Origin of the sequence: Collinsella aerofaciens, from assembly GCF_028209625.1 — a bacterium.
Taxonomy (GTDB): Bacteria; Actinomycetota; Coriobacteriia; order Coriobacteriales; family Coriobacteriaceae; genus Collinsella; species Collinsella aerofaciens_AM.
This window is the reverse complement of sequence record NZ_JAQLDU010000005.1, coordinates 108,771-131,978: the sequence shown is the minus strand read 5'-3', so window position 1 is coordinate 131,978 and position 23,208 is coordinate 108,771. Positions and strand designations below refer to the sequence as shown.

Sequence of the window (23,208 nt, the reverse complement as noted above, 5' to 3'; positions counted from 1 at the left end):
CGCCGGAGGAGTTCCGGGACCGGGCCCTTGCGGCGTAGTCGCTATTTATTCAGTCCAAGTTTCGGGGCGCAGTTCACTGTCCCCTTTGTGGTGGTTTTTGTTTAAGCGCCGGCGATGAGGAGATTTGGGCGGGCGTTGTCGACGATCTCGGCGATTGAGGTGGCGACGGCGTGATCGGGGTCACGGTCCATCACGATGACGTTGACGTCGGTCAGCTCGGCAAAGCGGTACATGCCGCGTCCGTTGACCTTGCTGGCGTCCATGAGGGCGACACTTTGACGAGCAGCACCGACCATAGCCGCTTTGGTCTCGGCCATCTGCGGAAAGTCGGTCGTAAAGCCGCAGCCGGGAACAAAAGCGCCAGGGCACATGACGGCAAGGTCGGCATGGACCATTTGGAGCGCCTGCATGGTAAGTGGGCCGTACAGATAGCGATGGCCTTTGCGCAGCGCTCCGCCCAGCATGACGACATCGACCGAGGGCATGCTCTCGTCGATGTAATCGGCAATGGTAATGTCGGCCGTGATGACGGTGATGCCGTCGCGCTGGTCGAGGAGCCGAACGAACTCGAGTGCCGTGGTGCCGGAGTCGACAAGCACCGTGTCGCCGTCGTTAACAAGCCTGATAGCGCTTTGGGCAATGGCTTGCTTGGCGGCAACGTTGACGTTGATGCGGCGATCCTGCGTGGAGACGGTTAGGCGTTTGTGGAGCGACACAGCGCCACCATGCGTGCGGCGCAGCTTGCCGGACTCGGCGAGCGCGTCTAGATCGGCGCGGGCGGTAACGGAGGACACGCCAAAGGTCTGGGCGATTTCTGCCACCTGCACAGAGGCGTTATGTTCAAGCATCTCCATGATGGCGGCGCGTCGCTCATCGGCGAAAGCTCGGGTTGTTGCGTGGGCCATAGCTGCTCCATCCTCAACCTAAATTTGCAGGAATTGTGTTGAGTCTATTTTCGTTCATTTTCTTTCTGAGCAAGTAAACGCCTTTCGATTACTTATCTTTTCTATAAAAGAAAGATGATTCGCTTGAAAACGGTAATGTCGGATAGGGGAATTTAGCCTGAATCCCTTCCGTTTGCTTTTCAAAAACGAGCGTTTTGGCCTGCGTGCCGGCGATATCTCGTACATGCGACAGATGCGATTTTCATACAATGGGCGCAGCAAAACACAAGGTAAAACGCCTTGCGGACACGTACGCCCGATGTCCAGATGCGGGCGAGGGAGAGGAGCAAACGCTCATGGCACTTGTTACCACCGAAAAGATGCTCAAGGACGCTCAGGCCGGTCACTACGCCGTCGGCGCGTTCAACGTCGAGAACCTCGAGTTTGTTATGGCCGTTCTGGCTGCTGCCGAGGAGACCAAGTCCCCCGTCATCATGCAGACCACCCCGGGCACCATCAAGACCGCTGGTCTGGACTACTTCTACGGCATGGTCAAGGCTGCCGCCGAGCGCGCTTCCGTGCCCGTCGCTCTGCACCTCGATCACGGCGATGGCTATGACCGCTGCATGCAGGCTTTCCGCACGGGCTACACCTCCGTCATGATCGACGGTTCGCACGAGTCCTTCGAGGACAACATCGCCCTGACCAAGTCCGTTGCCGACGCTGGTCGCGCCATGGGCGTGCCCGTCGAGGCCGAGCTCGGTAAGGTTGGCGGCAAGGAGGACGACGGTCCCGCGGTTGAGGGCGAGAGCCCCTACACCGATCCGGCCGAGGCCAAGGAGTTCGTCGAGCGAACCGGCTGCACCTCGCTGGCCATTGGCGTTGGCACCAGCCACGGCGTGTACACGAGCGATCCGCACATCGAGCAGTCCGTGGTCAAGGCCATCCGCGACGCCGTCGACGTGCCGCTGGTTCTGCACGGCACCTCCGGTGTGCCCGATGAGCAGGTTGCCGAGGCTGTGAAGAACGGCATCTGCAAGGTCAACTACGCTACCGAGCTGCGTCAGGCCTACACCAAGGGCTTCATGGCCTACATGGCCGAGAACCCTGCCTGCTTCGACCCCAAGAAGCCGGCCAAGGAGGGCATGCGCGAGATCACCGAGCTGGTTAAGATCCGCATGACCAACCTCAACTCTGTGGGCAAAGCAGAGTAACAGCAAGGGTACTCCGACTCGCTACATATCCCGGGGAGGGACGAGGGCTTAGTTCCCCAATCGTCCTCGGGCATGCAAAAAGCCTCGCTGCGCACTTCGTGCGGCGAGGCTTTTTGCCCCCTGCGGAAAGATTGGGGAACTAAGCCCTCGTCCCTCCCAAGTTGACCTGCTCGAGGTCGTCGCCCTTGTGGTGTTAGGTCTGAAAATAATAAGAAGCCTTCGCGCTGCGGAATGATTTTGGAAACTAAGTGCGGGGGCCCGCCCAAGCCGCCCTGCTCAATCGCCCTTGTGGCGTTAGGGCTGAAAGGGTGGGACGCGTGAGTTATTTGGTTGTTAGGGTTAGTAGGTCGTTGGGGGTTTTGAGGTTGTAGGTGGCGTTTGGGATATCTTGGTGTGATCCCCATGCTGCTCGGGCAAAACTGACCCCTGCTGAAGTTGCGCATTGTTCGTCGTAGACGGTGTCGCCAACGTAGACGACGTTGCCAGGATTCGCGCCCGCACGTCGGAGATATTCGAGCATGGGTGCGGGTGCGGGTTTATGTTCGATTGTGTCTTCGACAAGGATGATGTGCTCAAAATACTTATCGAAACCAAGGGGTGCAATTTCTTTTGCGTATTCGTCGCGCGCACGTGAGGAGACGATGCCAAGTTTGCAGCCGCTATCGGCGAGTGTTGCGATGACTTCAAGCAAACCTGGAAACACGCTGATGGTGCTTTTAAAGCTGGCGGCAACTTGGCACCAGCGATCCAACGTTGCCTGCGAGTAGATCCCAAGTTTCTCAAGGGCATCCTTGCCGGGTATGCCGAGGGCAAAGTCAAGCTCGTGTCGGGGAAGCGTTTTGCTGGTCTCTTCTTGGACAATCTGGACAAGCGATGACAGAACGCTTTCTTCTGTATCTGCCAATGTCCCATCAACGTCAAATACGATATGGTCAAAGTGCTTCATATGATTGCTCCTCTCTGTTGTTTGCCTGCAAGTTTGATGCAGTGACAGAAGAAGGGCTAGCGGGATTTCTGCCTGGTGCTATCGAGATTCTGCCTCGCTGCTCGATAGCTCGAAGGAGTGCACCCCATTTGTTCTTTAAATACCTGGCCAAGATGGCTTGCTGTTATAAATCCGCATTGGCGCGCGACTGTCTGTACCGTTCGCGTGGTGTGTGCCAAAAGTTCGCAAGCACGGTTTATGCGGTATGCGCGTAGATATGCCGCCGGGGTCGTTCCTGCACAAGTTTCGATAATGCGGTAACACTCTCTTTCACTTACGCCGGCTGCAGATGCCATCTGGGGCACATCTATAGCGGCTGCATAGTTTGCGCGGATAAAGTCCAGGATTGCCTTGAACTGTACGTCGCGGCTGGTCATCCAAGAGGCGCCGTCGGAAGAAAAGAGCGGTTCGGTCTTGGCGTTAATCTGAATCCAGAGCTCTGACAAACTATTTCGAAGCGCCATCTCGTTCTGCGGCTGTTGAAGGTCGTGGCTAAAGGAGCTCTTCAGCAAATCGATAAAGGGCATATCGTCGGGATTGGTGGGCGACCATTTGAGCACATCGACGCCTCGACATTGAAGCAATGGGTTGATGTAGCGCTTTTGGAGACGTCCCGCGGGATCGCCGAGCATCGACGGCTGAAAGATATGCAGCATTTGAATGGCTGGCGCCGAATTGGGTGATTGCAGCGTGCTGTGCAAAACGCCGCCGTTGATAAAGCCGGCGGACCCTTCCTCAAAGCGTACGTGCTCATGAGCCGCGTGCGTTCGATAGTCAATCGCTCCCTGCTCCATGTAGAAAAGCTCAACTTCGGAATGCCAGTGCCAGGGGACGGAATTGCCCGGATAGCGAGCGAATTCTGCGCGTTCGGCAATATAGGGCCAGTCTTCGGCGGTCTCGGGAAACGCTTCCTCGCGTCCTCCGCGGTGCAATTCTATGTGATCCATGTTTCGCATGGCATCAGTATAAAGCGCGATGGGCTTAGATTGCTCTTGCCTGTTCGGGGAACGCCTTGTCTAGGGATGCTTGGAGCTTTTCGAAGGAAGCTCGTAAGTTGAGGCTCTGATCGGCTGAGCGCTTGGCTTTTGTGGTGGGGGAGTCGAGGAGGCCGTTTCTCTGTGTCGGGGGGAAGGAGAAAAGGTTTGCATGATTTAGGGATGGCCGCTGTGCTGCGTCATTGGAAGAATGCATGCTTATGCGGCCTCCTCGATGTCCACCAAAAGGTTGCGCACGGGGTGTGCTGCTAGGTCCCGTGCGTTGGCAGTATTATGCCGCGGCTGCTGCAAAGAAGCGCTAAAGAAAGGCTTAACCTGGTTTGATGTTACGGTGAAACTGCAGGTCAGAGGTATCGAGTAACACTCTTGAAAGGTTTTGGGCTTAAGGGCTTTCTAAGGTTTGTGACGTGGATGTGGCGCGGACGTGCGGAGCGTGTGGATGCTCGCTGTTAGCGCTGCGGCTCTGCAGCCCGCACCTGCTCGATGACCTTTTCCATCGTGGCGTCGATGCGGTCTTTTTTGAGCTCGCATTCCCAGATGGTTATGGGTGTCCAGCCCATTTGAGTGAGTGCTGCCACGGCAGCGCGGTCGCGCTCGACGTTGCGGCGGAACTTTGCCTCCCAAAACTCAACGTTGCGCTTGGGCTGGCTAGGGTTGCACTTGGGGCAGCGGTGCCAAAAGCAGCCGTTGACGAAGATGGCGATCTTGCGCCCGGGAAAGGCGATGTCGGGCTTGCCGGGAACCTTCCATTCCAAACGATAGCCCGTAAGGCCTGCGGCCCGTAGACGCTGACGTACGAGCAGCTCGGGCTTGGTGTTGGAGCGCTTGTTGCCCTTCATGGACTTTTTTATCGCGGCACGACGGCGCACGAGCTCTCTCTCGTCGGCGGAAAGGTCCGAGGTGTCGATGCCGTCCAGCAGGCCGGGCTTGGGGCGCTTTTTGCTGCGGCGCTTAGGTTTACGCTTGGATTTGGCGGCAGACTCGTCAGCCGTGGCGGTCTCGGCGTCGTTGGTGCTGCCGTTGGCCTCAAGCCGGTCTTCCTTTAACTCAATCAGAGCATCGATGAGCCCCTTGTCGGCGGGCATCCACTCCACCGTGGCAAGCGAGGTGCGCGGAATCCAGCGGATATCGAGCTGGCGGTCGTGCTTCTGGGGCTCATCGGATTCATCGGCGAGCGAGCAGTAGTAACACTCCATTGAGAGATGAAAATCGGGGTAGTCATACTCAACGGTGTAAAAATCACGCAGGTTGGTGACTTTTACCTGTAGCTCTTCCATAAGCTCGCGGCGCACGGCGTCTTCGGGTGTCTCGCCGCGCAGAAGTTTGCCGCCCGGGAACTCCCATAGTCCCTGCATGTTGCCGTAGCCGCGCTGCACGGCAAGCAGCTCGTCAGATCCTTCCTTGCGAATGATCCCAGCGGCAACATGAACAGTCTTCAACAGGAGTCCTTCCTCAACATCAAAACGTTCCCTGCACTACCTTACACAACGGTAAGGCAAGCGTAAGCCATATCGATGGTAGCCGACTCGGCTTCTTGCGACTATAGATGCCGTAGACTAATCGCAAGAAAGGACTCGGTATGCAAACCACGCACATGGCGACCCCAGTACTGGAGGTCGCGCATCTCGAAAAGGTATATGGAGCGCTGGGCAACGTGACCCGTGCGCTCAACGACGTCAGCTTTACCGTCAATCGCGGCGAATTCGTCGGTATCATGGGCGCCTCGGGCTCGGGCAAGTCGACGCTGCTCAACTGCGTGTCGACCATCGATGCCGCCACGAGCGGCACCATTCGCATCAACGGCCAGGACGTGACGCGCATGAAGCAGGCCAAGCTTTCGCAGTTCCGCCGTGAGGAGCTGGGCTTTATCTTCCAGGATTCCAACCTGCTCGATACGCTCACGGCACGCGAGAACATAGCCCTGCCGCTCACCATCGCCCGCACAAACTCGGCCGAAATCTCGACCCGCGTGCAGGATGTGGCCGCGCGCCTGTCCATTAGCCAGGTGCTCGACAAGTATCCCTACCAGATGTCCGGCGGCCAGCAGCAGCGTGTCGCCGCTGCTCGCGCGCTCGTCACCGACCCCACCATGATCATGGCCGACGAGCCCACCGGCGCCCTCGATTCCAAGAGCGCCCGCCTGCTGCTCGAGAGCCTGGAGGCCCTTAACCGCCGCCTGCGCGCCACGGTGCTCATGGTTACGCACGACAGTTTTGCCGCCAGCTACACGAGCCGTGTGCTGTTTATTCGCGACGGCAAGATCTTCACCGAGCTGCGCCGCGGCGACACCGACCGCCGAGAGTTCTTCGACCGCATTATGGAGGTCGTTGCCATGATGGGCGGTGAGGGCTCCGATGCTCTGTAAACTCGCTTGGGGCAACGTCCGCCGCGCCGGCCGCGATTACCTTGTCTACTTGCTGACGCTCACCCTGGGTGTCACGGTCTTCTATGCCTTCAATACCGTCTCGATGCAGGTCGACATTGCCGGCATCAAGGAGGAGGGACTGTCCGAGCTCATGGGCAGCATGCTCGGCCACCTGACGTACTTTTTGGCCGGCGTCATGGCCTTTTTGATGGTGTATGCCAACAACTTCATTATGAAACGCCGCAAAAAGGAGTTTGGCCTGTACCAGGTGCTCGGTATGGGGCGCGGTCGCGTTGCCACGATCATGGCGCTCGAGACCGTGATCGTTTCGGTCGGCGCCTTTGTCGCCGGCATTGTGCTGGGCGTGGGGCTCTCCCAGCTCATGACATTCTTTACGGCCTCGCTCTTTAAGACACAGATCGCTAATTTCCACTTCTTTTTCTCGGTGCATGCGTTCAACCTGACCCTTGCTTGCATGCTCGTGATGTTTGTGCTTACGCTACTGCTGAACCTTCGCGCCGTGCGCCGTACCAAGCTCATCGAGCTTATGGGCGCCGAGCGGCGCAACGAGAGCATCAAGACGCGCAACCCCTGGATTGCGATTGCCATCTTTGCTGTGGGCGTGGTGCTTGTGGGCGTGGCCTATTACCGTCTGCTACGTGATGGGTTCCCGCTCACCGCGACGGAGGGTAAGCTGCAGGAGGCCATGAACCAGTTCGGTATCACCACGGCCATGGTTACGGTGGGTACCTTTGCCCTATTTTGGGGACTTTCGGGCATGCTCATCAAGCTGCTGCAGAGCCTGCGCAGCGTGTATTGGCGCGGCCTCAATATGTTTACCGTGCGTCAGCTTTCGGCCAAGGTCAATACGGTGTGCTTTTCGATGGGCGTCATCGCGATGATTCTGTTTTTGGCCATTACCTCGGTGACCTGCGGTATGTCGATTGCCAATGTGATGAACGAGAATCTGGAGCGCTATAACCCTGTTGACGTGTCTCAGACGTATGTCTATTACACGCCCGAAACGCTCGACTACTACAAGGAGTATGTCAATCCGTCTGAGGCCGATCGCATGGTGCTGGCCGATGCAACGGTCGATTTGTACGCTGCATGGCATGGCGATCGTAAAGATCCCGATAACGTTGCAGACGGTATTAAGGGCAAGTCGGCGGACAACAACGACGAGACCGGCAAGAAGGTCAATATCGCCGATGTTGCCGGTGAGCATGTGCAGATCGATTCGTATCTGAGTTATCCGCTTGGCGGCTCGGGCCCCTCGGTGGTGGCGGGTGAGATGTGCAAGGCCATGGGCGAAAAGCTTCCCAAGGCGCTCGAGGGAAGCAACGCCGATGCGATGGGTCTGTATGTGACGCCGGCGAGCCAGTACAACAAACTGCGCCAGATGATGGGCGAGGAGCCGGTGAGCATTGGCCGCGACCAGTATCTGCTCACGTGTGATATGGGCGGTGAGCTGGGCGACCTGTACACCAAGTATATGGCTGGCGGCCATGCCCTAACCTTGGGCGGGCATACGCTCAAGCCCGCAACCGATAAGTCGGACGAGGACACGGCGGCCATCGCCAACTCGGCGATGGGCAGCAATCCCGGTACCGTGGTCGTAGCCGATGAGCTGCTGTCCCAGCTTAATCTGCAACCGTATTCCAGTAATCTGCTCGTTAATTACAAACAGGGTATGGATACGACCGAGGCAGACGAGAGCATTAAATACACCTTGCTCGACAATCTGCTCGTTGACGGCAAGGAGCCGGGGGGATGGGGAGTCTTCATCACGCGTTCCGAGATGTACACGCAAGCAGCGCAGATGAACGGCATGATTAGCTATCTGGCCATCTACATTGGCTTTGTGCTGGTCGTTGCGTGCGCGGCAATCCTATCGATCCAGCAGCTCTCCAATGTGGCCGACGGCAGCCGCAGCTATCGTGTGCTGGCACAGATCGGCTGTGACGACCGCCAGATTCGCCATTCGGTGATGGCGCAGCAAGCGGTATTCTTCCTGTTTCCGCTGGCAGTGGGCCTGGCGCACTCCTTTGTGGCACTTAAGGTGATCATTGAGCTGGTGAGCATTTTCGGAAATATGAGCATCGGTGGCACCGTCGGCCTTACCTGTGCAATCTTCCTGGCAGCATACGGTGGCTACTTCCTGGTGACCTACCTCATGAGCACCGGCATGGTGCGAGCCGCCATCGCCACCCGCTATAGCGAGTAACTCGTTCAGCTTGGAATTATCGTAGGTTGAGCATGGGTCAGCGAAAACGCCCCTAAGCGAGCAAGGTGACGTGAAAGAGGAGGGAAGCGTACTTCGGTACGCGACCGACGATTGAACGTCAGATTGCCGCTTAGGGGCGTTTGCAGCGTCGAGCCGTTACGCGGTTTGGTAAAACCGCGTAACTTCATCGTAGAAGCACGTTTGCGGGCGGCGGATGCTCGTCTCCTGTCGCCCGCTCACCGAGGCCCGGCAATTGCCTTAATATCTTAAGGACCTCGATTTGTCCAAGACTGAGCGAAGGAGCTCATCATGAGCGACGGAAAGAAAAAGCTTTCCTTCTTGACGGTCATCTCGACCATCATCTGCGTCGTCTTCGTTTGCGAGGCCGCCGCACCTGCTGCTGCCATTGGCAACCAGCAGTTCTTCTGGTGGATCTTCCTGATTCTGACCTTCCTGCTCCCTTATGGCATGGTCGTTGCCGAGCTCGGCACTACCTATGACGGTGAGGGCGGCATTTACGACTGGGTACGCGATGGCCTGGGCGACAAGTGGGGCGCCCGCATTTCGTACTACTACTGGGTTAACTACCCGCTGTGGATTGCCTCGCTGGCCACTATGTTCCCGGACATTTTGGGCATGGTCTTTGGCGTCGAGTTCAATCTGATTGCCAAGATTGGTATCGACCTTGCCTTTGTGTGGATTGTCTATCTTATGGGTCGCTCAAAGGCTGCCGACTCCGAGTGGGTCCTGAACGGCGGCGCCATCATCAAGGTCGCCGTTGCCGTTATCGTCGGCGCTTTGGGCATTTGGTACGCCATGGATAACGGTTTTGCGAACGATATGTCCGCTGTCACCTTCTTGCCCGAGCTCACCAACACCAACGCGCTCGGCTACCTGTCGATCATCATCTTTAACTTCATGGGCTTCGAGGTCATCTGCACCATGACCGACGATATGGCCGATCCCGCTCGCGATATCCCCAAGGCTATCATCGTCGGCGGCCTGTCCATCGCCGTGATCTATCTGTTCGCTGGCTTTGGCATCGGCGCTGCTGTGTCGGCCGATTCCATCGATCCCGACTACGGCATGATTTACGCTGTCCAGACTATTGTGGGCGATTCCATGATCTTTAAGGTCATCTGCATCGCCTTCCTGATCACGCTGTTCGCCAACATGGCTGCCTGGTCCTTCGGCGTCAACTCCGTTGCTCGCTATGCTGCCGAGCATGGCAACATGCCCAAGGTCTTCGCCTCGATGATCTCGGATGACGACATGCCCAACGGCGCCAACCTGGTCAACGCCATCGTTGCCTCCCTGGTGCTGTGCCTGCAGCTGGTTCCCATCGACGCCATCTCCAACGGTGTCTTCTGGATGCTCTTCGGTACCTCCGTTGTCTTCCTGCTGCTGACCTACATCCCGATGTTCCCGGCATTCCTCAACCTTCGTAAGAACGACCCCAACCGTGAGCGTATCTTTACGTTCCCGTTTAAGGGCGCCAAGATGAAGGTCATGCTGGCTATTCCCTGCATCGAGCTGATTCTGGCTATCGTTGCAACGCTGATTCCGTTCTCTGTCGATGAGATTGGCGATAAGGTCCCGATGATCGTCATCTTCATCGTGCTCTTGCTTATTGGCGAGGTTGTCCGCGTCGTCAGTGCTAAGGGCCGCGAGACCGAGTACAAGGGTCTCACTCCCGAGCTGGCTGCTCAGCGCCTCGCTGAGGAGTCCGAGGAGGACTAGAGCACCCGGATTCGGGGCTCCAACCTTCCTCGCGTACCAACGTACGCTTCGTCGGGCTTGTCGCTCCCGACTCGGGACGTTCTAGCCTCTTCGGAGGCGTGCCCAAGCAACAGGTTTGCTAACCTTTCTCTGAGGTGGGTGTGAGCTATTGCTCCGGTAACCACCGCCCGCCCCAATCTCTCTTCCGTATCCTTCGTGCGTTTTGTCTCCGCGCACCGGGTTACGTCGTCGCTTGCCGGTGCGACATCCGTGAAAACCGGTGCCAGGCGCCCCGACCTTTGCCGGGGAACGGGCGCCTACCATCTCTTGGTTTTAGGCTGCGGGTAACCCGCCCGCAGCAAGCGATCGTTCGATTTGGAGGAAATCTTATGCGTACGATCACCGAGTCCGAGTCCACCCCTAAGGCCGATGGCTTCTTTATGCCTGCTGAGTTCGCCCCACAGGATCGCGTGTGGATGGGCTGGCCCCATCGCACCGATACCTGGGCCCATGGTGCCAAGCCGGCTCAGAAGCAGTATGCCGCCATCGCTCGCGCCATCGCCGAGTTCACCCCGGTCACCATGTGCGCCAACCAGGCCGACTACGCCAACTGCAAGGCCGCCTTTGAGGAAGACGAGAACGTCACCGTTATCGAGATGACCACCGACGACGCTTGGTTCCGCGACACCGCTGCCACTTTTGTTATCAATGGCAAGGGCGATAAGCGCGCCAACCACTGGCACTTCAACGCCTACGGCGGCCTCGTCGACGGCCTCTATTTCCCGTGGGACAAGGACGAGCAGATTGCCCTTAAGATGGCTGAGCTTTCCGGCTGCCGTCGCTATCGTCCCGATGACATGATCCTCGAGGGCGGTTCCATCACCGTCGACGGCGAAGGCACCGTGGTCGTGACCGACCAGTGCCTGCTTTCCCCGGGCCGCACCTGCTCTGCGGTTCTGGAGGAGGAAGAGGATCCCGAGTCCATCTGGCCCAAGTTCCACAAGAAGTTTGAGCCCTGGAGTGAGGAACTTCGCGCCTATATGGACGAGCACCTCAAGGATTACCTGGGTGTCGAGAAGGTCATCTGGGTTAAGGAGGGCATCGACCCCGAGGAGACCAACGGCCACATCGATGATGTCGCTACGTTCATCGCTCCGGGCGTCATGGCTTGCATCTGGACCGACGATCCCGAGTATCCGTTCTACGAGCAGTGCCACGCTGTCTACGAGACTCTCTCCAACGCCGTTGACGCCAAGGGCCGCAAGATGAAGGTCTACAAGCTCTGTATGCCTGTGAACCCGCTGTTCATGGACCAGGCTTCCTGCGACACCATCGACGCCGACGAGAACGCCGAGCCGCGCGTTGCCGACGAGCCGCTGATTGCCTCCTACATGAACTACCTGGTCACCAACCACGGCGTTATCGTCCCGCAGTACGGCGACGAGAACGATCAGCTTGCCGTTGACACACTCCAGAAGATCTACGACGAGGTCTGGGGCGAGGGCGTCTACAAGTGCGTCGGCGTTCAGTCCGAGCAGGTCGTCTTCGGTGGTGGAAATATCCACTGCATTACGCAGCAGGAGCCCTCGGCGTAACTGTCTGTCTTCCCGAGGCACGGCACCTTGCCCTTCAATCGTCGGGCATGACCCTTAAGGTCTATGCCCTCCTCTTTCGCGGGAATCTGCCGCACCTCAGAAACCCAGCCGGTCAAGCGGACCGACGTAGCTAGTTACCGCATTAGTCATTGGTGCCAACCTTGGCAACAATGCAGGTCGAAAAAACGTCAGCGAAAACCCGCCAGAGCGAGCAAGGTGCCTTGAAACGAGGCGGCATTGATCTTTTGATCATGCCGCCGAAGTTGAAAGGCAGATTGCCGCCCTGGCGGGTTTGCAGCATCGAGCCGTTACGGCGTTTGGCAAACGCCGTAACTCTAAATACGTTCCGCGATCTCGTGGATGAGGTAGTCGGTCTTTTCCCAGCCCAGGCACGGGTCGGTGATCGACTTGCCAAAGACACCGCCGTCGACCGGCTGGTTGCCGTCCTCCAGGTAGGACTCGATCATAAAGCCCTTGACCAGCTTGGAGATGGACTCGTTGCGGCGGCAGCTGTCGAGCACCTCCTTGCAAATGCGATACTGCTCCAGCGGACGCTTGCCCGAGTTGTCGTGGTTGCAGTCGATGACCGCTGCCGGATTGGCATAGCCGGCATGCTCGGTATAGCGTTCGGCCAGGCGTTCCAGGTGTTCGTAGTGGTAGTTGGGGTAGGTGCGCCCATCGAGACCGATGTAGCCACGCATAACGGCGTGTGCGAGCGGGTTGCCGTCGCACTCGACCTCCCAGTTGCGGAAGATGAAGCTCTGGTGCGCCTGCGCGGCGTAAATGGAGTTGAGCATAACGGTGGTAGAGCCGGCAGTGGGATTCTTCATGCCGACGGGTACCGAAATGCCGCTCGACACCAGGCGATGCTCCTGGTTCTCGACCGAGCGTGCGCCCACGGCAACATAGCTCAGCAGGTCAACGAGGTATTGGTAGTTGGACGGATAGAGCATCTCGTCGGCGGTGAAGAAGCCCGTCTCCTCAATAACGCGCAGGTGCATATGGCGGATGGCCTTGACGCCCTCGAGCAGGTCGTCGGGAGCCTCGGGGTCGGGGTTGTGCAGCAGGCCCTTGTAGCCGGTGCCCTTGGTGCGCGGCTTATTGGTGTAGACGCGCGGAATGATGATGAGCTTGTCCTTGACCTCTTCGGCGGTCTTGGCCAGTCGGTTCATATACTCGAGCACCGAATCCTCGCGGTCGGCAGAGCACGGGCCGATGATGAGCACCTTACGTGCGTCCTCGCCGGTAAAGACTTTGGCGACCTCGGCGTCAAATGCCTGCTTTTTGGCGGTAAGTTCGGCAGAAAGCGGCATTTCCTCGCGGATCTCCATGGGGATCGGCAGCCTGCGTTTGAATTCCATGGCCATAGGGGTCTCCTCAATCTATAGAAAGAGCAAAAAGCGTATTGTCGAATGCTCGGCATTATCCGCTGTCGCACGCTAAAGTGCAAGCCCTTGTCACCCCGAAACCTACCAAAAAGGGACAGGTTTATTTTGGCAGGTTTTATCTGGGTAAACGTCGGCGGATGCCGGGAGGGAGCGGCGCCGCGCGGGACCCTAAGGCTGTTGTCGGTTCCCCAGGAAATACCCTGTGGGCAAAAAATGCCAAATATGAGTACGGTTGCTATCTTAGTATCATATTGCCTTCGCAAAATAATAGACATAACAGCAAAATATGTTCATTAACGTAAACACATATAAGTTCGCTATAGGGCTGTTTGATCAATTTAGGGACGCGTGTAAGCTGTGAAAACGGCATTTGGGGCAGTTTTGGCTGTTACTAAAAAGGTGACAGTACTCATATTTGCCATTTTTTGTCCACGGGGCCTTGAGGGAGGCCGTTAATCAGGTCCCGGGGGAGGCGGTTCGAGGGCCACAGAACAAAAAACGGGGGCACAGTTCATTCTGCGCCCCCCGTTTTTGGGTATTGCGGTTGTTTGCCGCCGGTTTTACGCCGCCTCGTCGAACTGCGAGTTGTACAGGTCGGCGTAGAAGCCGCCTTGGGCGAGCAACTCGTCGTGCGTGCCCTTCTCGACGATGTCGCCGTCGCGGATCACCAAGATTACGTCGGCGTTGCGGATCGTGGACAGGCGATGCGCGATGACAAAGCTCGTGCGGCCCTGCATCAGCGCATCCATGGCGCGCTGGATGAGCTCCTCGGTGCGGGTATCGACGTTGGAGGTCGCCTCGTCCAAAATCAGCGCCGGGCGGTCGGCCAAAATGGCGCGGGCGATGGTCACGAGCTGGCGCTGGCCCTGCGACAGGTTGGTGCCCTCCTCATTGATCATAAAGTCGTAGCCGCCGGCGAGCGTATGGATAAAGTGGTCGCAGCGTGCGGCGCGCGCGGCGGCCTCGACCTCGGCGTCAGTCGCATCGGGACGTCCGTAGCGGATGTTCTCGCGGATGGTGCCGTTAAACAGCCAGGTATCCTGCAGCACCATGGCAAACTCGCCGCGCAGTGCCGCGCGGTCCCAGTCGCGCACGTCGACGCCCTCGACGCGCAGCGAACCGCCGTCCACGTCGTAGAAGCGCTGCAGCAGCTTAATGAGCGTGGTCTTGCCGGCGCCGGTGGGGCCGACGATGGCGATGGTCTGACCGGGCTGCGCCTCGCAGCTAAAGTCGTGGATGATGGTCTTGTCGGTCGTGTAGCCAAACTTGACGTGGTCGAACTCAACGTGGCCGGGGCGCTTCTCGGGAATCTGGGCGTCGGCCTTTTGCTCCTCCTCGGGCGCGGCGAGGAACTCAAAGACGCGCTCGGTGGCGGCGGCCATCGACTGCATCGTGTTGCTCACGTTGCCCAGCTGCTGCACGGGTTGCGTAAAGTTGCGAACGTACTGGATAAAGCTCTGGATGTCGCCGGGCGTGGCATTGCCGGTCAGCGCGAGCTGCGCGCCCACCACGACGACGCCCACGTAGCCCATGTTACCCACCAGGCTCATAAGCGGCATCATCAGACCCGAAAGGAACTGTGAGCGCCAGCCACTAATAAAGAGGCGGTCGTTTTGACGGTCGAACTCCTCGATCGAGGCCTCGGCGCGGTCGAACACCTGAATGACGTTCTGGCCGGCAAAGTCCTCCTCGATAATGCCGTTGACGGTGCCCAGGACTTGCTGTTGCTCACGGAAGTACGGCTGCGAGAAGTGAATCATTACGGTCAGGATAATCGCGGCTGCCGGCAGCGTGAGCACGGTGACGCCGGTGAGCGGCAGGCTGATCGACAGCATCATGACGAGCACACCGATAATCTGCGTCACCGACGTGATGAGCTGCGTCACGCTCTGGTTGAGCGACTGGCCGAGCGTATCGACGTCGTTGGTGATGCGGCTGAGCACGTCACCCTTGCTGTGGCCGTTGAAATAGCTCATCGGCACGACGGCGATCTTGGCGGCGATCTCCTTGCGCATGCGATAACAAATCTTTTGCGTGACGCCGGTCATGAGCCAGCCCTGGATGAGGCTGCAAACAGAGCTTGCCAGATACAGGCAGAGCAAAAAGCCGAGCGTCTTGGCGATCCAGGCAAAGTCGACATCGCCGGTACCGTTGACCTTGGAGACCAGGCCTTCGAACAGTTTAGTCGTAACCTGGCCGAGCACCTTGGGTCCCACAATGTTAAAGATGACAGAGCACACGGCAAAGGTGACGGCGGCAAACACGGCAATCTTGTGCTGACCGATATAGCCGAGTAGCTGCCTCATGGTGCCCTTAAAGTCCTTGGCCTTTTCGCCGCGGCGCATGCCACCCATGCGGCCCATGGGACCACGCTGGCGGGTGGGCTTGGGAATCTGAGTCTTGGTCTCGTCTGCCATTAGCGCTCGCCTCCTTCCATGACGGCTGCAATTTCTTCTTGGGTAAGCCCCAACTCCTCGGCGGAAAGCTGCGACTGTGCAATCTCCAGGTACGCCGGGCAGCCGTGCAGCAGCTCCTCGTGCGTGCCGGTGCCCACTACGTGACCGTCGTCGAGCACGATGATCTGGTCGGCGTGCATGATGGTCGCGATGCGTTGGGCCACGACCACGAGTGCGGCGTCGGTGACGTTTTTGGCGAGCTCCTCGCGCAGGCGCGCGTCGGTCTTGTAGTCGAGCGCGCTAAACGAATCATCGAAAACCACGACCTCGGGCTTCTTGGCCAAGGCGCGGGCGATGGCCAGGCGCTGACGCTGACCGCCCGAGACATTGGAGCCGCCCTGGCTGATGGGGGAGTCGTAACCGCCCTCACGTTCGGCGATAAAGTCCTCGGCCTGTGCGATGCGCGCTGCCTGGTGCATGTCATCATCGCTCACCATGTCGCCGGCAAACTTGAGGTTGCTCTCAACGGTGCCCGAGAACAGGCGACCCTGCTGCGGGATGTAACCGATGCGGCGGCGCAGCTCGGAAAGGGTCATGTCGCGCACGTCGATGCCGTCGAGCGAAATGCTGCCGCCCGTGACGTCGTACAGGCGCGGAATCAGCTGCACGAGCGTGGACTTGCCCGAGCCCGTGGAGCCAATGATGCCGAGCATCTGGCCGGCGTGCGTGGTGAAGTTCACACCGCTGATGACATCGGCGCGGGCATCGGGGTACTGGAAGCTCACGTCGCGGAAGGTGAGCTCACCGCGCGGCGCGCTGGCTGCGGGCAGTTTGGGCGAGGCAGGGTCGTTGATGCTCGTGGAGCAGGTGATGACCTCTTCCACGCGCTCGGCTGCGACCTCGGCGCGGGGCAGGATGACCGAAACCATGGTGAGGATCATAAACGCCATGACGATCTGCATGGTATAGGAGATAAACGCCATCATGTTGCCGACCTGCATCACGCCGTCGGACACGCCCTGCGCGCCAAACCAGACGATAAGCACGGTGATGCAGTTCATGACGAGCATCATGAGCGGCATCATAAAGCTCATGGCTCGGTTGGTGTAGAGCTGCGTGGTCATCAGGTCGAGCGAAGCCTTGTCAAAACGCTCGAGCTCATGCTCCTCGCGGTTGAACGAGCGGATAGGCATAAGGCCGTCGAGCAGCTCGCGGGCGGTAAGGTTCACGCGGTCCACAAAGCTCTGCATCTTTTTGAACTTGGGCATGGTGAGGCCCATAAGCACGCCGACGACGGCCGAAACCGCGATGATGGCCACGGCGATGGTCCACTCCAGGCCGGTATGGTTGGCCAGGACGCGCATGACGGCGACGATGCCCATGACGGGGGCCATCAGACACATGCGGATAAACAGGGTTGCGGCCATCTGGATCTGCTGAATGTCGTTGGTGCAGCGGGTAATGAGCGAGGCCTGGCTAAATTTGCCCACCTCGGCCGGCGAGAAGTGCATAACCTTGTTGAAGGTCTCGCGGCGCAGGTCACGTGCGATGGAGCAGGCGGTGCGCGATGCCACGGCACCGGTCAGGATGGTGGCGACGAGCGATACCAGGCACAGCCCAAACATCGTGGTCGCCATGCGGCTCAGGTAGGCGTTCTGCACGTCGGCGGGGTCGATGCCCTGCGCCTTGTACTCGTCCTGTACGTAGCTCACGGCGCGCTGGGTGACGATGGAGCCCGACATGGAGCCCATTTTGTCAGCCATCTCGTTGGCGCCCTCGACGAGCTTGCCCTGGTCGATGAGGCCGCCTTCAACGCCCAAACGCAGGCTCTTCATGTTGATCTTGCCGCCGTCGGCATCAATCTGCTTTTGCATATTCTGCTCCGCTGCGGCCTTCTGCTGCATCTCGGCGAGCTGCTCGGGCGTCATCGCCGCCATCTGCTCGGGGGAGGGCATGGCCTGGGCGGTGCTGTTGTCTTGTTCGCCGGACGTGCCCATCATGTCGCCCATGGAACTGGCGTCGATGCCCTGGTTGAGCGAAAGAACGACGGTCTCGGGCAGGCTCATGATGTCGGCAATCTTGCTGCCGTCGGCGCGCTCGTCCTCGGTGCCCTTGTACGTGCGGATGCCGTTCTTGTCCGCCTTGCCAAACGCAGCCTCTACCGTCTTGGCATCCTTGGCGCTCATAAAGAGTTCGAGGTCGTCGAGCGATTCGGCGCGAATGGTGTCGGGCACGGGCGAGGCGATGCCGCCTTGCTGCACGCCCACGTCGACGATGTCGCTCATATAGGTAGGCAGCGCCAGATCGGCGTTGCAGCTGATTACGATAAGTACGATAGCTGCGAACAGTGCCAGGATATGTTTTTTAAAGAGCTTGAGAATCCTCACTCGGCATCTCTCCTTTCTTGATTGCGGTCGATAATTTCGTTGAAACGCCTTAGAAGGCGCACCATCTCTTGGGTATCTGTTTCGCCGAGCTGCTCGAGGAAGGCCGCGGTGCGGTCCTCGAGTTCCCGACGTTTGATTTCGAGATCATGGAATCCCTTGTCGGTTACCGTGACGTGTACGCGACGACGGTCGGTCTTTGAGTGCTCACGCTCAACCCAGCCCTTGGTTTCGAGAGCGCGTAGGATATTGGCGATGCGGGCGTTCGAGACCCAAGCGCGATTAGCGAGTTCGCTCGGCGTGAGCGAACCGCCAGCGAGTATGAGGGCGCGCATGACAGCCATCTCGCCGCCGAGAGTTTTGTCCGCAAAGTGCGAAATGCGCTGATGCATGCTGCCAAACTCAGTTATGAGCTGACGCCCAAGCTCATGGAAATCGGTATCTTCCACCGAAAACCCCTAACACTAGAAACTATTTTCGGTGAAAGATGATACCCTTGCACGCGTACCCTATGCGGTAGATTTTGGGACATGCCTAGAAAACTACCTTTAGGCGACCTCCGTACACCGGCGGTGCCAGCAAAGTTAGGGGCAGATCGTTAGACATGTCCTAAAGCCTACTCAGAGGTACTTTACCCTGCTAAAGCTGGCATAACAGCTAGAGTGAACGTCGTACAAAGGCAAGGAAAAATAACATACAAATCGGTGAACGGTAGTTGTTCGCGCTCGCATTTCCTGCGGGTTTGTAAAAAACGTCCTTATGATATAAAAAAAGAAACATATAACAGCCCAGATGGAGAGGGTCGCTATGTTATCCTTCTCAAACGGGTGAAATCTTGGGTTTTGGGTTGTAGTTCCAAGGTGGACAAACGTTTTTCTCTGCACCAACGTGTGGTGAAGAACGGAAGAAGCCGGTAGTGCAAGCCGAACATTCAAGAATTCAATAAGCAGCGGTGTGAGAGAGCGCCGCATTACACGTAACTAGGAGCGTGGTTACACAATGCAGGAGGCATGGGAAGGCTTCAAGGAAGGCATCTGGACGGGAGAGGTTGACGTCCGAGACTTCATCCAGAAGAACTACACCCCCTACGAGGGCGACGAGTCGTTCCTCGCCGGCCCGACCGAGCGTACCAAGGAGCTGTGGGGCGAGGTTCTCGACCTGCTGCTTAAGGAGCGCGAGCAGGGCGGTGTCCTCGATATGGACACCAAGACCGTCACGGGTATCGTGAGCCACCCCGCTGGCTACATCGATAACGCCCACCGCGAGAAGGAGACCATCGTCGGCCTCCAGACCGACAAGCCGCTCAAGCGCGCGCTGCACGTCAACGGCGGTATCCGCATCGCTTGCCAGGCTGCCAGCCAGCACGGCTATAAGGTCGATGAGAACGTTGTCGAGCGCTACACCTTCGAGCGCAAGACCCACAACGCTGGCGTCTTCGATGTCTACACCCCCGAGATGCGCGCTTGCCGCTCGGCTCACATCATCACCGGTCTGCCCGATGGCTATGGCCGCGGCCGCATCATCGGCGACTACCGTCGTGTTGCCCTGTACGGCGTCGACTACCTGATCAAGGACAAGGAGGCCCAGAAGGCTTCTACCCCGACGGTCATGACCGCCGACAACATCCGCGATCGCGAGGAGCTGCAGGAGCAGATCCGCGCCCTCGGCGAGCTCAAGATGATGGCCGAGACCTATGGTTTCGACATTTCTAACCCTGCTACCAACACGCAGGAGGCCATCCAGTGGATGTACTTCGCCTACCTCGCTGCCGTTAAGGAGCAGAACGGCGCCGCTATGTCCATCGGCCGTACCTCTACGTTCATCGACATCTACGCTGAGCGCGACCTTGCCAACGGTACCTTCACCGAGGAGCAGATCCAGGAGTTCGTGGATCACTTCATCATGAAGCTCCGCATGGTCAAGTTTGCCCGTACCCCCGAGTACCAGGCCCTGTTCACCGGCGACCCGCAGTGGGTCACCGAGTCCATCGGCGGCATGGGTGTTGACGGCCGTACGCTCGTTACCAAGATGAGCTACCGCTACCTGCACACGCTCGAGAACATGGGCACCAGCCCCGAGCCCAACATGACCGTTCTGTGGTCGACCCGTCTGCCCGAGAACTTCAAGAAGTTCTGCGCCAAGACTTCCGTCGCCAGCTCCTCGATCCAGTACGAGAACGACGACCTCATGCGCGTCTATCACGGCGACGACTACGGTATTGCCTGCTGCGTGTCCTCCATGCGCATCGGCAAGGAGATGCAGTTCTTCGGCGCTCGCGCCAACCTGGCCAAGTGCCTGCTGTACGCACTCAACGGCGGTGTTGACGAGGTCTCCAAGAAGCAGGTCGGCCCCAAGTATCGCGCCGTCGAGGGCGATACGCTCGATTACGACGACGTTGTGGCCAAGTACAACGACATGATGAAGTGGCTCGCTGGCGTGTACGTCAACTCGCTGAACATCATTCACTACATGCACGACAAGTATTGCTACGAGCGTATCCAGATGGCTCTGCACGACAAGCACGTGCACCGCTGGTTCGCTACGGGCATCGCTGGCCTTTCCGTCGTGGCTGACTCCCTGTCCGCCATCAAGTACGCCAAGGTCCACCCCGTCCGTGACGAGAACGGCATCATCGTCGACTTCGAGACCGAGGGCGAGTTCCCCAAGTACGGTAACGACGACGACCGCGTCGACCAGATCGCTCACGACGTTGTGCACCAGTTCATGGAGTACATCCGCATGAACGACACCTACCGCAACTCCGTGCCCACGACCTCGGTTCTGACCATTACCTCCAACGTCGTGTACGGTAAGAAGACCGGCTCCACGCCCGACGGCCGCAAGGCTGGCCAGCCGTTCGCCCCGGGTGCTAACCCCATGCACAAGCGCGATAGCCATGGCGCCATCGCTTCGCTGTCTTCGGTTTCCAAGCTCCCGTTCCGCGATGCTCAGGACGGCATCTCCAACACCTTCTCCATCATCCCGAGTGCGCTCGGCAAGGAGGACCAGGTGTTCTTTGGCGATATCGACCTTGATCAGCTGGGCGAGTAACTATTGTTAGTGCTATACTAACAATAACGATTACTGATTAGCGCGCCGGTTTCGGCCGGCGCCTATTAATCGAAGGAGACACATTATGAAGGTTTCTGAAGTTTCCGAGACCCAGGCCGATAACCTGGTCCACATGCTCGACGCTTACGCCGAGAAGGGTGGCCACCACCTGAACATCAACGTCTTCAACCGTGAGACGCTGCTCGACGCTCAGGCTCACCCCGAGAAGTACCCGCAGCTGACCATCCGCGTTTCCGGCTATGCCGTGAACTTCCACACGCTCACCAAGGAGCAGCAGGACGAGGTCATTGCGCGTACCTTCCACGACAAGTTCTAAAGGGGTTTAACTCCCGCAGGATCGCCGGGCCGGTTTTGGGTTATTTTCCAAAACGTCCTCGGACATGCAAAGGGCTCCGCTGCGCGCTTCGCGCGGCGGAGCCCTTTGCGTCCTGACGCTCCTATTTGGCAAGGTGTTTTTTAGAATCCATTTTGCGCTCGGCCTCGAAGGCTTGCCTGTCCCAATCGAGCGGAAGTCCGGCCTCGACCCATGCCTCGTAGGCCCTCCTTATGGGCTTGAGCTCCCTTTGGCCCCTCTCCAGCATCGAGATGTACTTCTCGCTGGTGCCCAGTATGGACGCCGCCCTCACCTGGCTGACCTTCGCCGCGCGCCTGGCCGCCACGAGCCCCGAGGCGTCCTCGGGCCTCCTGATCTCGTGCGGGCGCATCAGCGCCCGGTACGCCTCCCTGGCCACGTAGCGCTTGAGGCACCTCATGACCTCCCTGTCGCTCTTCCCCCGCCCCCTGGCCCTCTCGGCGTACTCGGCGGTCTCGGGGTCGCGCATGACCCTCTGCCTCGCGATCTCGTGCAGCGCGCTGTTCGCCTGCCGGTCGCCGCCCCTGTTGAGCCTGTGCCTCACGGTCTTGCCGCTCGAGGCGGGGATGGGGCAGGCGCCGCATATCGCCGCGAACGACGCCTCGGAGCGCAGCCTGCCCGGGTTGTCCCCGGCCGCGACCGCGAGCTTGGCCGCGCTCACGGGCCCGCACCCGTACATCGCCAGCAGCGCTGGGCAGTTCTCCTCCAGGGACGCCTCGATCGCGCGCTCCATGTCGAGCGCCGCGTCGCGCGCCGCCTCCCACAGGTCCGCCAGCGCGCCGAGCGCGGCGCCCAGCGCGCCCTCGGCGCGCACGGAGGGGAGCTCCTCCATCAGCCTCGGCCCTCCCATGCCGCGGAACCTCGACCTGAGCCCCTCCGGCGCGGTGGTGAGCAGCGACCTCGCGGTGTTTATCGCCGAGGTCCGCGCCTTCACCGCCCCGGAGCGCGCCGCGAGCATGCAGCGCACCCCGTCGACCCACCCGTCCTGGCTCTTGGGGGTCCCGAGCTTCGAGCCGGACATCGCCGCGCGGGCGGCCCTCTCCGCGTCCGCCTCGTCGCACTTTCCCTGCCCCGGGCGCCTCCTCTGCATCCTCGCCGGGGAGAGCGCCTCGCGCACGGGCATCCCCAGCGACGCGAGGTGCCTGGTGAGGCCCGCCCCGTAGGACGACGTCCCCTCCATCGCGACGCAGGCCGGCTCCCCGGCCGCCGCGATCGCCCCGGCGAGCGCCTCGTAGCCCGCCGCGTCGGCGGGGAACTGGCGGGACAGGACCTTGCGGCCCCTCCAGTCGAGGACGCACAGCCAGTGCGAGTCGGCGTGGGTGTCGACCCCGCAGAAGACCGGCCCGCGGGCGCCGGGTGTCGATTCGGTTCTCATGTCTCGCTCCGTTCTTTCCGTGCTCGCCTGGACCGGGCAGACGGCACACTGACGGGGCGCGATAGAATGCGGTTGTTCGGGTCCGCGGTATCGCTCCATGCTCCTATTAGGTCATGCGGCGGTCTCGGCTCGCCGCGGCCCGCGCGGGACATGTCAGGAAACGAGGGCAGCCCTGTGGGCGCCAGCGGAATGTGGGGTCACCGCGCGGTCCGCATCTGATGGTGTCGACGTCAATGGTATACGGGCGCATCATCGAC

At 59.4% G+C, this 23,208-nt stretch carries 16 protein-coding genes; 7 read left to right on the top strand and 9 right to left on the bottom strand.

Annotated elements, in window-relative coordinates; genetic code table 11:
- Window positions 1–101: 101 nt before the first annotated feature.
- A complete protein-coding gene (locus PMW70_RS03950; protein WP_271743943.1) occupies window positions 102–905 on the bottom strand; it encodes a DeoR/GlpR family DNA-binding transcription regulator in 804 nt (267 codons plus the stop codon).
- A gap of 335 nt (window positions 906–1,240) precedes the next feature.
- Between PMW70_RS03950 and PMW70_RS03945 the strand changes: the two genes are divergently transcribed.
- Window positions 1,241–2,098, top strand: coding sequence for a class II fructose-bisphosphate aldolase (locus PMW70_RS03945; protein WP_022095149.1), 858 nt, complete (start codon window positions 1,241–1,243; stop codon window positions 2,096–2,098).
- Window positions 2,099–2,420: 322 nt separating this feature from the next.
- Here the strand turns inward: PMW70_RS03945 and PMW70_RS03940 are convergent, their stop codons facing one another.
- The 3 genes from PMW70_RS03940 to vsr form a co-directional block, all read right to left on the bottom strand.
- Window positions 2,421–3,044 carry an HAD family hydrolase gene (locus PMW70_RS03940; RefSeq protein ID WP_271743942.1) on the bottom strand — a complete coding sequence of 208 codons (624 nt, stop codon included), beginning with the start codon at window positions 3,042–3,044 and terminating at the stop codon, window positions 2,421–2,423.
- Window positions 3,045–3,100: 56 nt separating this feature from the next.
- A complete protein-coding gene (locus PMW70_RS03935; RefSeq protein WP_158556493.1) occupies window positions 3,101–4,030 on the bottom strand; it encodes an AraC family transcriptional regulator in 930 nt (309 codons plus the stop codon).
- Between the two features lie 497 nt (window positions 4,031–4,527).
- Window positions 4,528–5,517, bottom strand: coding sequence for a DNA mismatch endonuclease Vsr (gene vsr, locus PMW70_RS03930; RefSeq protein ID WP_271743941.1), 990 nt, complete (start codon window positions 5,515–5,517; stop codon window positions 4,528–4,530).
- 140 nt (window positions 5,518–5,657) lie between these two features.
- Between vsr and PMW70_RS03925 the strand changes: the two genes are divergently transcribed.
- From PMW70_RS03925 to PMW70_RS03910, 4 genes are all read left to right on the top strand, one after another.
- Window positions 5,658–6,443 (top strand): ABC transporter ATP-binding protein, encoded by a 786-nt coding sequence (locus PMW70_RS03925; RefSeq protein WP_118259853.1) that lies wholly within the window; start codon window positions 5,658–5,660, stop codon window positions 6,441–6,443.
- Window positions 6,433–8,670: an FtsX-like permease family protein gene (locus PMW70_RS03920; RefSeq protein ID WP_271743940.1), complete on the top strand. Its 2,238-nt coding sequence runs from the start codon at window positions 6,433–6,435 to the stop codon at window positions 8,668–8,670. The genes PMW70_RS03925 and PMW70_RS03920 overlap by 11 nt, the downstream gene beginning before the upstream one ends.
- A 309-nt stretch (window positions 8,671–8,979) precedes the next feature.
- The gene (locus PMW70_RS03915; protein WP_271743939.1) at window positions 8,980–10,410 is read left to right on the top strand and encodes an APC family permease; all 1,431 of its coding nucleotides are present in this window, start codon (window positions 8,980–8,982) and stop codon (window positions 10,408–10,410) included.
- A gap of 368 nt (window positions 10,411–10,778) precedes the next feature.
- Window positions 10,779–11,984: an agmatine deiminase family protein gene (locus PMW70_RS03910; protein ID WP_118334297.1), complete on the top strand. Its 1,206-nt coding sequence runs from the start codon at window positions 10,779–10,781 to the stop codon at window positions 11,982–11,984.
- Window positions 11,985–12,319: 335 nt separating this feature from the next.
- On the opposite strand, the gene PMW70_RS03905 is transcribed toward PMW70_RS03910, so the two are convergent.
- The 4 genes from PMW70_RS03905 to PMW70_RS03890 all read right to left on the bottom strand — a co-directional run bounded on the left by PMW70_RS03905 (window position 12,320) and on the right by PMW70_RS03890 (window position 18,601).
- Window positions 12,320–13,351, bottom strand: a complete 1,032-nt coding sequence (locus PMW70_RS03905; protein ID WP_117779462.1) for a 3-deoxy-7-phosphoheptulonate synthase — start codon at window positions 13,349–13,351, stop codon at window positions 12,320–12,322.
- Window positions 13,352–13,932: 581 nt separating this feature from the next.
- Complete coding sequence (locus PMW70_RS03900) at window positions 13,933–15,789, bottom strand: ABC transporter ATP-binding protein (protein WP_271743938.1); 1,857 nt, start codon at window positions 15,787–15,789, stop codon at window positions 13,933–13,935.
- Window positions 15,789–18,155: an ABC transporter ATP-binding protein gene (locus PMW70_RS03895; protein ID WP_271743937.1), complete on the bottom strand. Its 2,367-nt coding sequence runs from the start codon at window positions 18,153–18,155 to the stop codon at window positions 15,789–15,791. Before PMW70_RS03895 ends, PMW70_RS03900 begins: the two co-directional genes overlap by 1 nt.
- Window positions 18,152–18,601, bottom strand: coding sequence for a MarR family winged helix-turn-helix transcriptional regulator (locus PMW70_RS03890; protein WP_271743936.1), 450 nt, complete (start codon window positions 18,599–18,601; stop codon window positions 18,152–18,154). Before PMW70_RS03890 ends, PMW70_RS03895 begins: the two co-directional genes overlap by 4 nt.
- A gap of 550 nt (window positions 18,602–19,151) precedes the next feature.
- On the opposite strand from PMW70_RS03890, the gene pflB reads away from it, so the two are divergent.
- Window positions 19,152–21,203, top strand: a complete 2,052-nt coding sequence (gene pflB / locus PMW70_RS03885; protein ID WP_055310750.1) for a formate C-acetyltransferase — start codon at window positions 19,152–19,154, stop codon at window positions 21,201–21,203.
- An 85-nt stretch (window positions 21,204–21,288) separates the two neighbouring features.
- Window positions 21,289–21,540 carry an autonomous glycyl radical cofactor GrcA3 gene (gene grcA3 / locus PMW70_RS03880; protein ID WP_006234861.1) on the top strand — a complete coding sequence of 84 codons (252 nt, stop codon included), beginning with the start codon at window positions 21,289–21,291 and terminating at the stop codon, window positions 21,538–21,540.
- A gap of 121 nt (window positions 21,541–21,661) precedes the next feature.
- On the opposite strand, the gene PMW70_RS03875 is transcribed toward grcA3, so the two are convergent.
- Window positions 21,662–22,951, bottom strand: coding sequence for an IS110 family RNA-guided transposase (locus tag PMW70_RS03875; RefSeq protein ID WP_271743935.1), 1,290 nt, complete (start codon window positions 22,949–22,951; stop codon window positions 21,662–21,664).
- Between the last annotated feature and the right edge of the window lie 257 nt (window positions 22,952–23,208).

Bases quoted from the DNA above. Each gene is read 5' to 3' on its own strand.
- PMW70_RS03950 (WP_271743943.1), bottom strand. From the start codon at position 905: ATGGCCCACGCAACAACCCGAGCTTTCGCCGATGAGCGACGCGCCGCC.
- PMW70_RS03945 (WP_022095149.1), top strand. From the start codon at position 1,241: ATGGCACTTGTTACCACCGAAAAGATGCTCAAGGACGCTCAGGCCGGT.
- PMW70_RS03940 (WP_271743942.1), bottom strand. From the start codon at position 3,044: ATGAAGCACTTTGACCATATCGTATTTGACGTTGATGGGACATTGGCA.
- PMW70_RS03935 (WP_158556493.1), bottom strand. From the start codon at position 4,030: ATGGATCACATAGAATTGCACCGCGGAGGACGCGAGGAAGCGTTTCCC.
- PMW70_RS03925 (WP_118259853.1), top strand. From the start codon at position 5,658: ATGCAAACCACGCACATGGCGACCCCAGTACTGGAGGTCGCGCATCTC.
- PMW70_RS03920 (WP_271743940.1), top strand. From the start codon at position 6,433: ATGCTCTGTAAACTCGCTTGGGGCAACGTCCGCCGCGCCGGCCGCGAT.
- PMW70_RS03915 (WP_271743939.1), top strand. From the start codon at position 8,980: ATGAGCGACGGAAAGAAAAAGCTTTCCTTCTTGACGGTCATCTCGACC.
- PMW70_RS03910 (WP_118334297.1), top strand. From the start codon at position 10,779: ATGCGTACGATCACCGAGTCCGAGTCCACCCCTAAGGCCGATGGCTTC.
- PMW70_RS03905 (WP_117779462.1), bottom strand. From the start codon at position 13,351: ATGGCCATGGAATTCAAACGCAGGCTGCCGATCCCCATGGAGATCCGC.
- PMW70_RS03900 (WP_271743938.1), bottom strand. From the start codon at position 15,789: ATGGCAGACGAGACCAAGACTCAGATTCCCAAGCCCACCCGCCAGCGT.
- pflB (WP_055310750.1), top strand. From the start codon at position 19,152: ATGCAGGAGGCATGGGAAGGCTTCAAGGAAGGCATCTGGACGGGAGAG.
- grcA3 (WP_006234861.1), top strand. From the start codon at position 21,289: ATGAAGGTTTCTGAAGTTTCCGAGACCCAGGCCGATAACCTGGTCCAC.
- PMW70_RS03875 (WP_271743935.1), bottom strand. From the start codon at position 22,951: ATGAGAACCGAATCGACACCCGGCGCCCGCGGGCCGGTCTTCTGCGGG.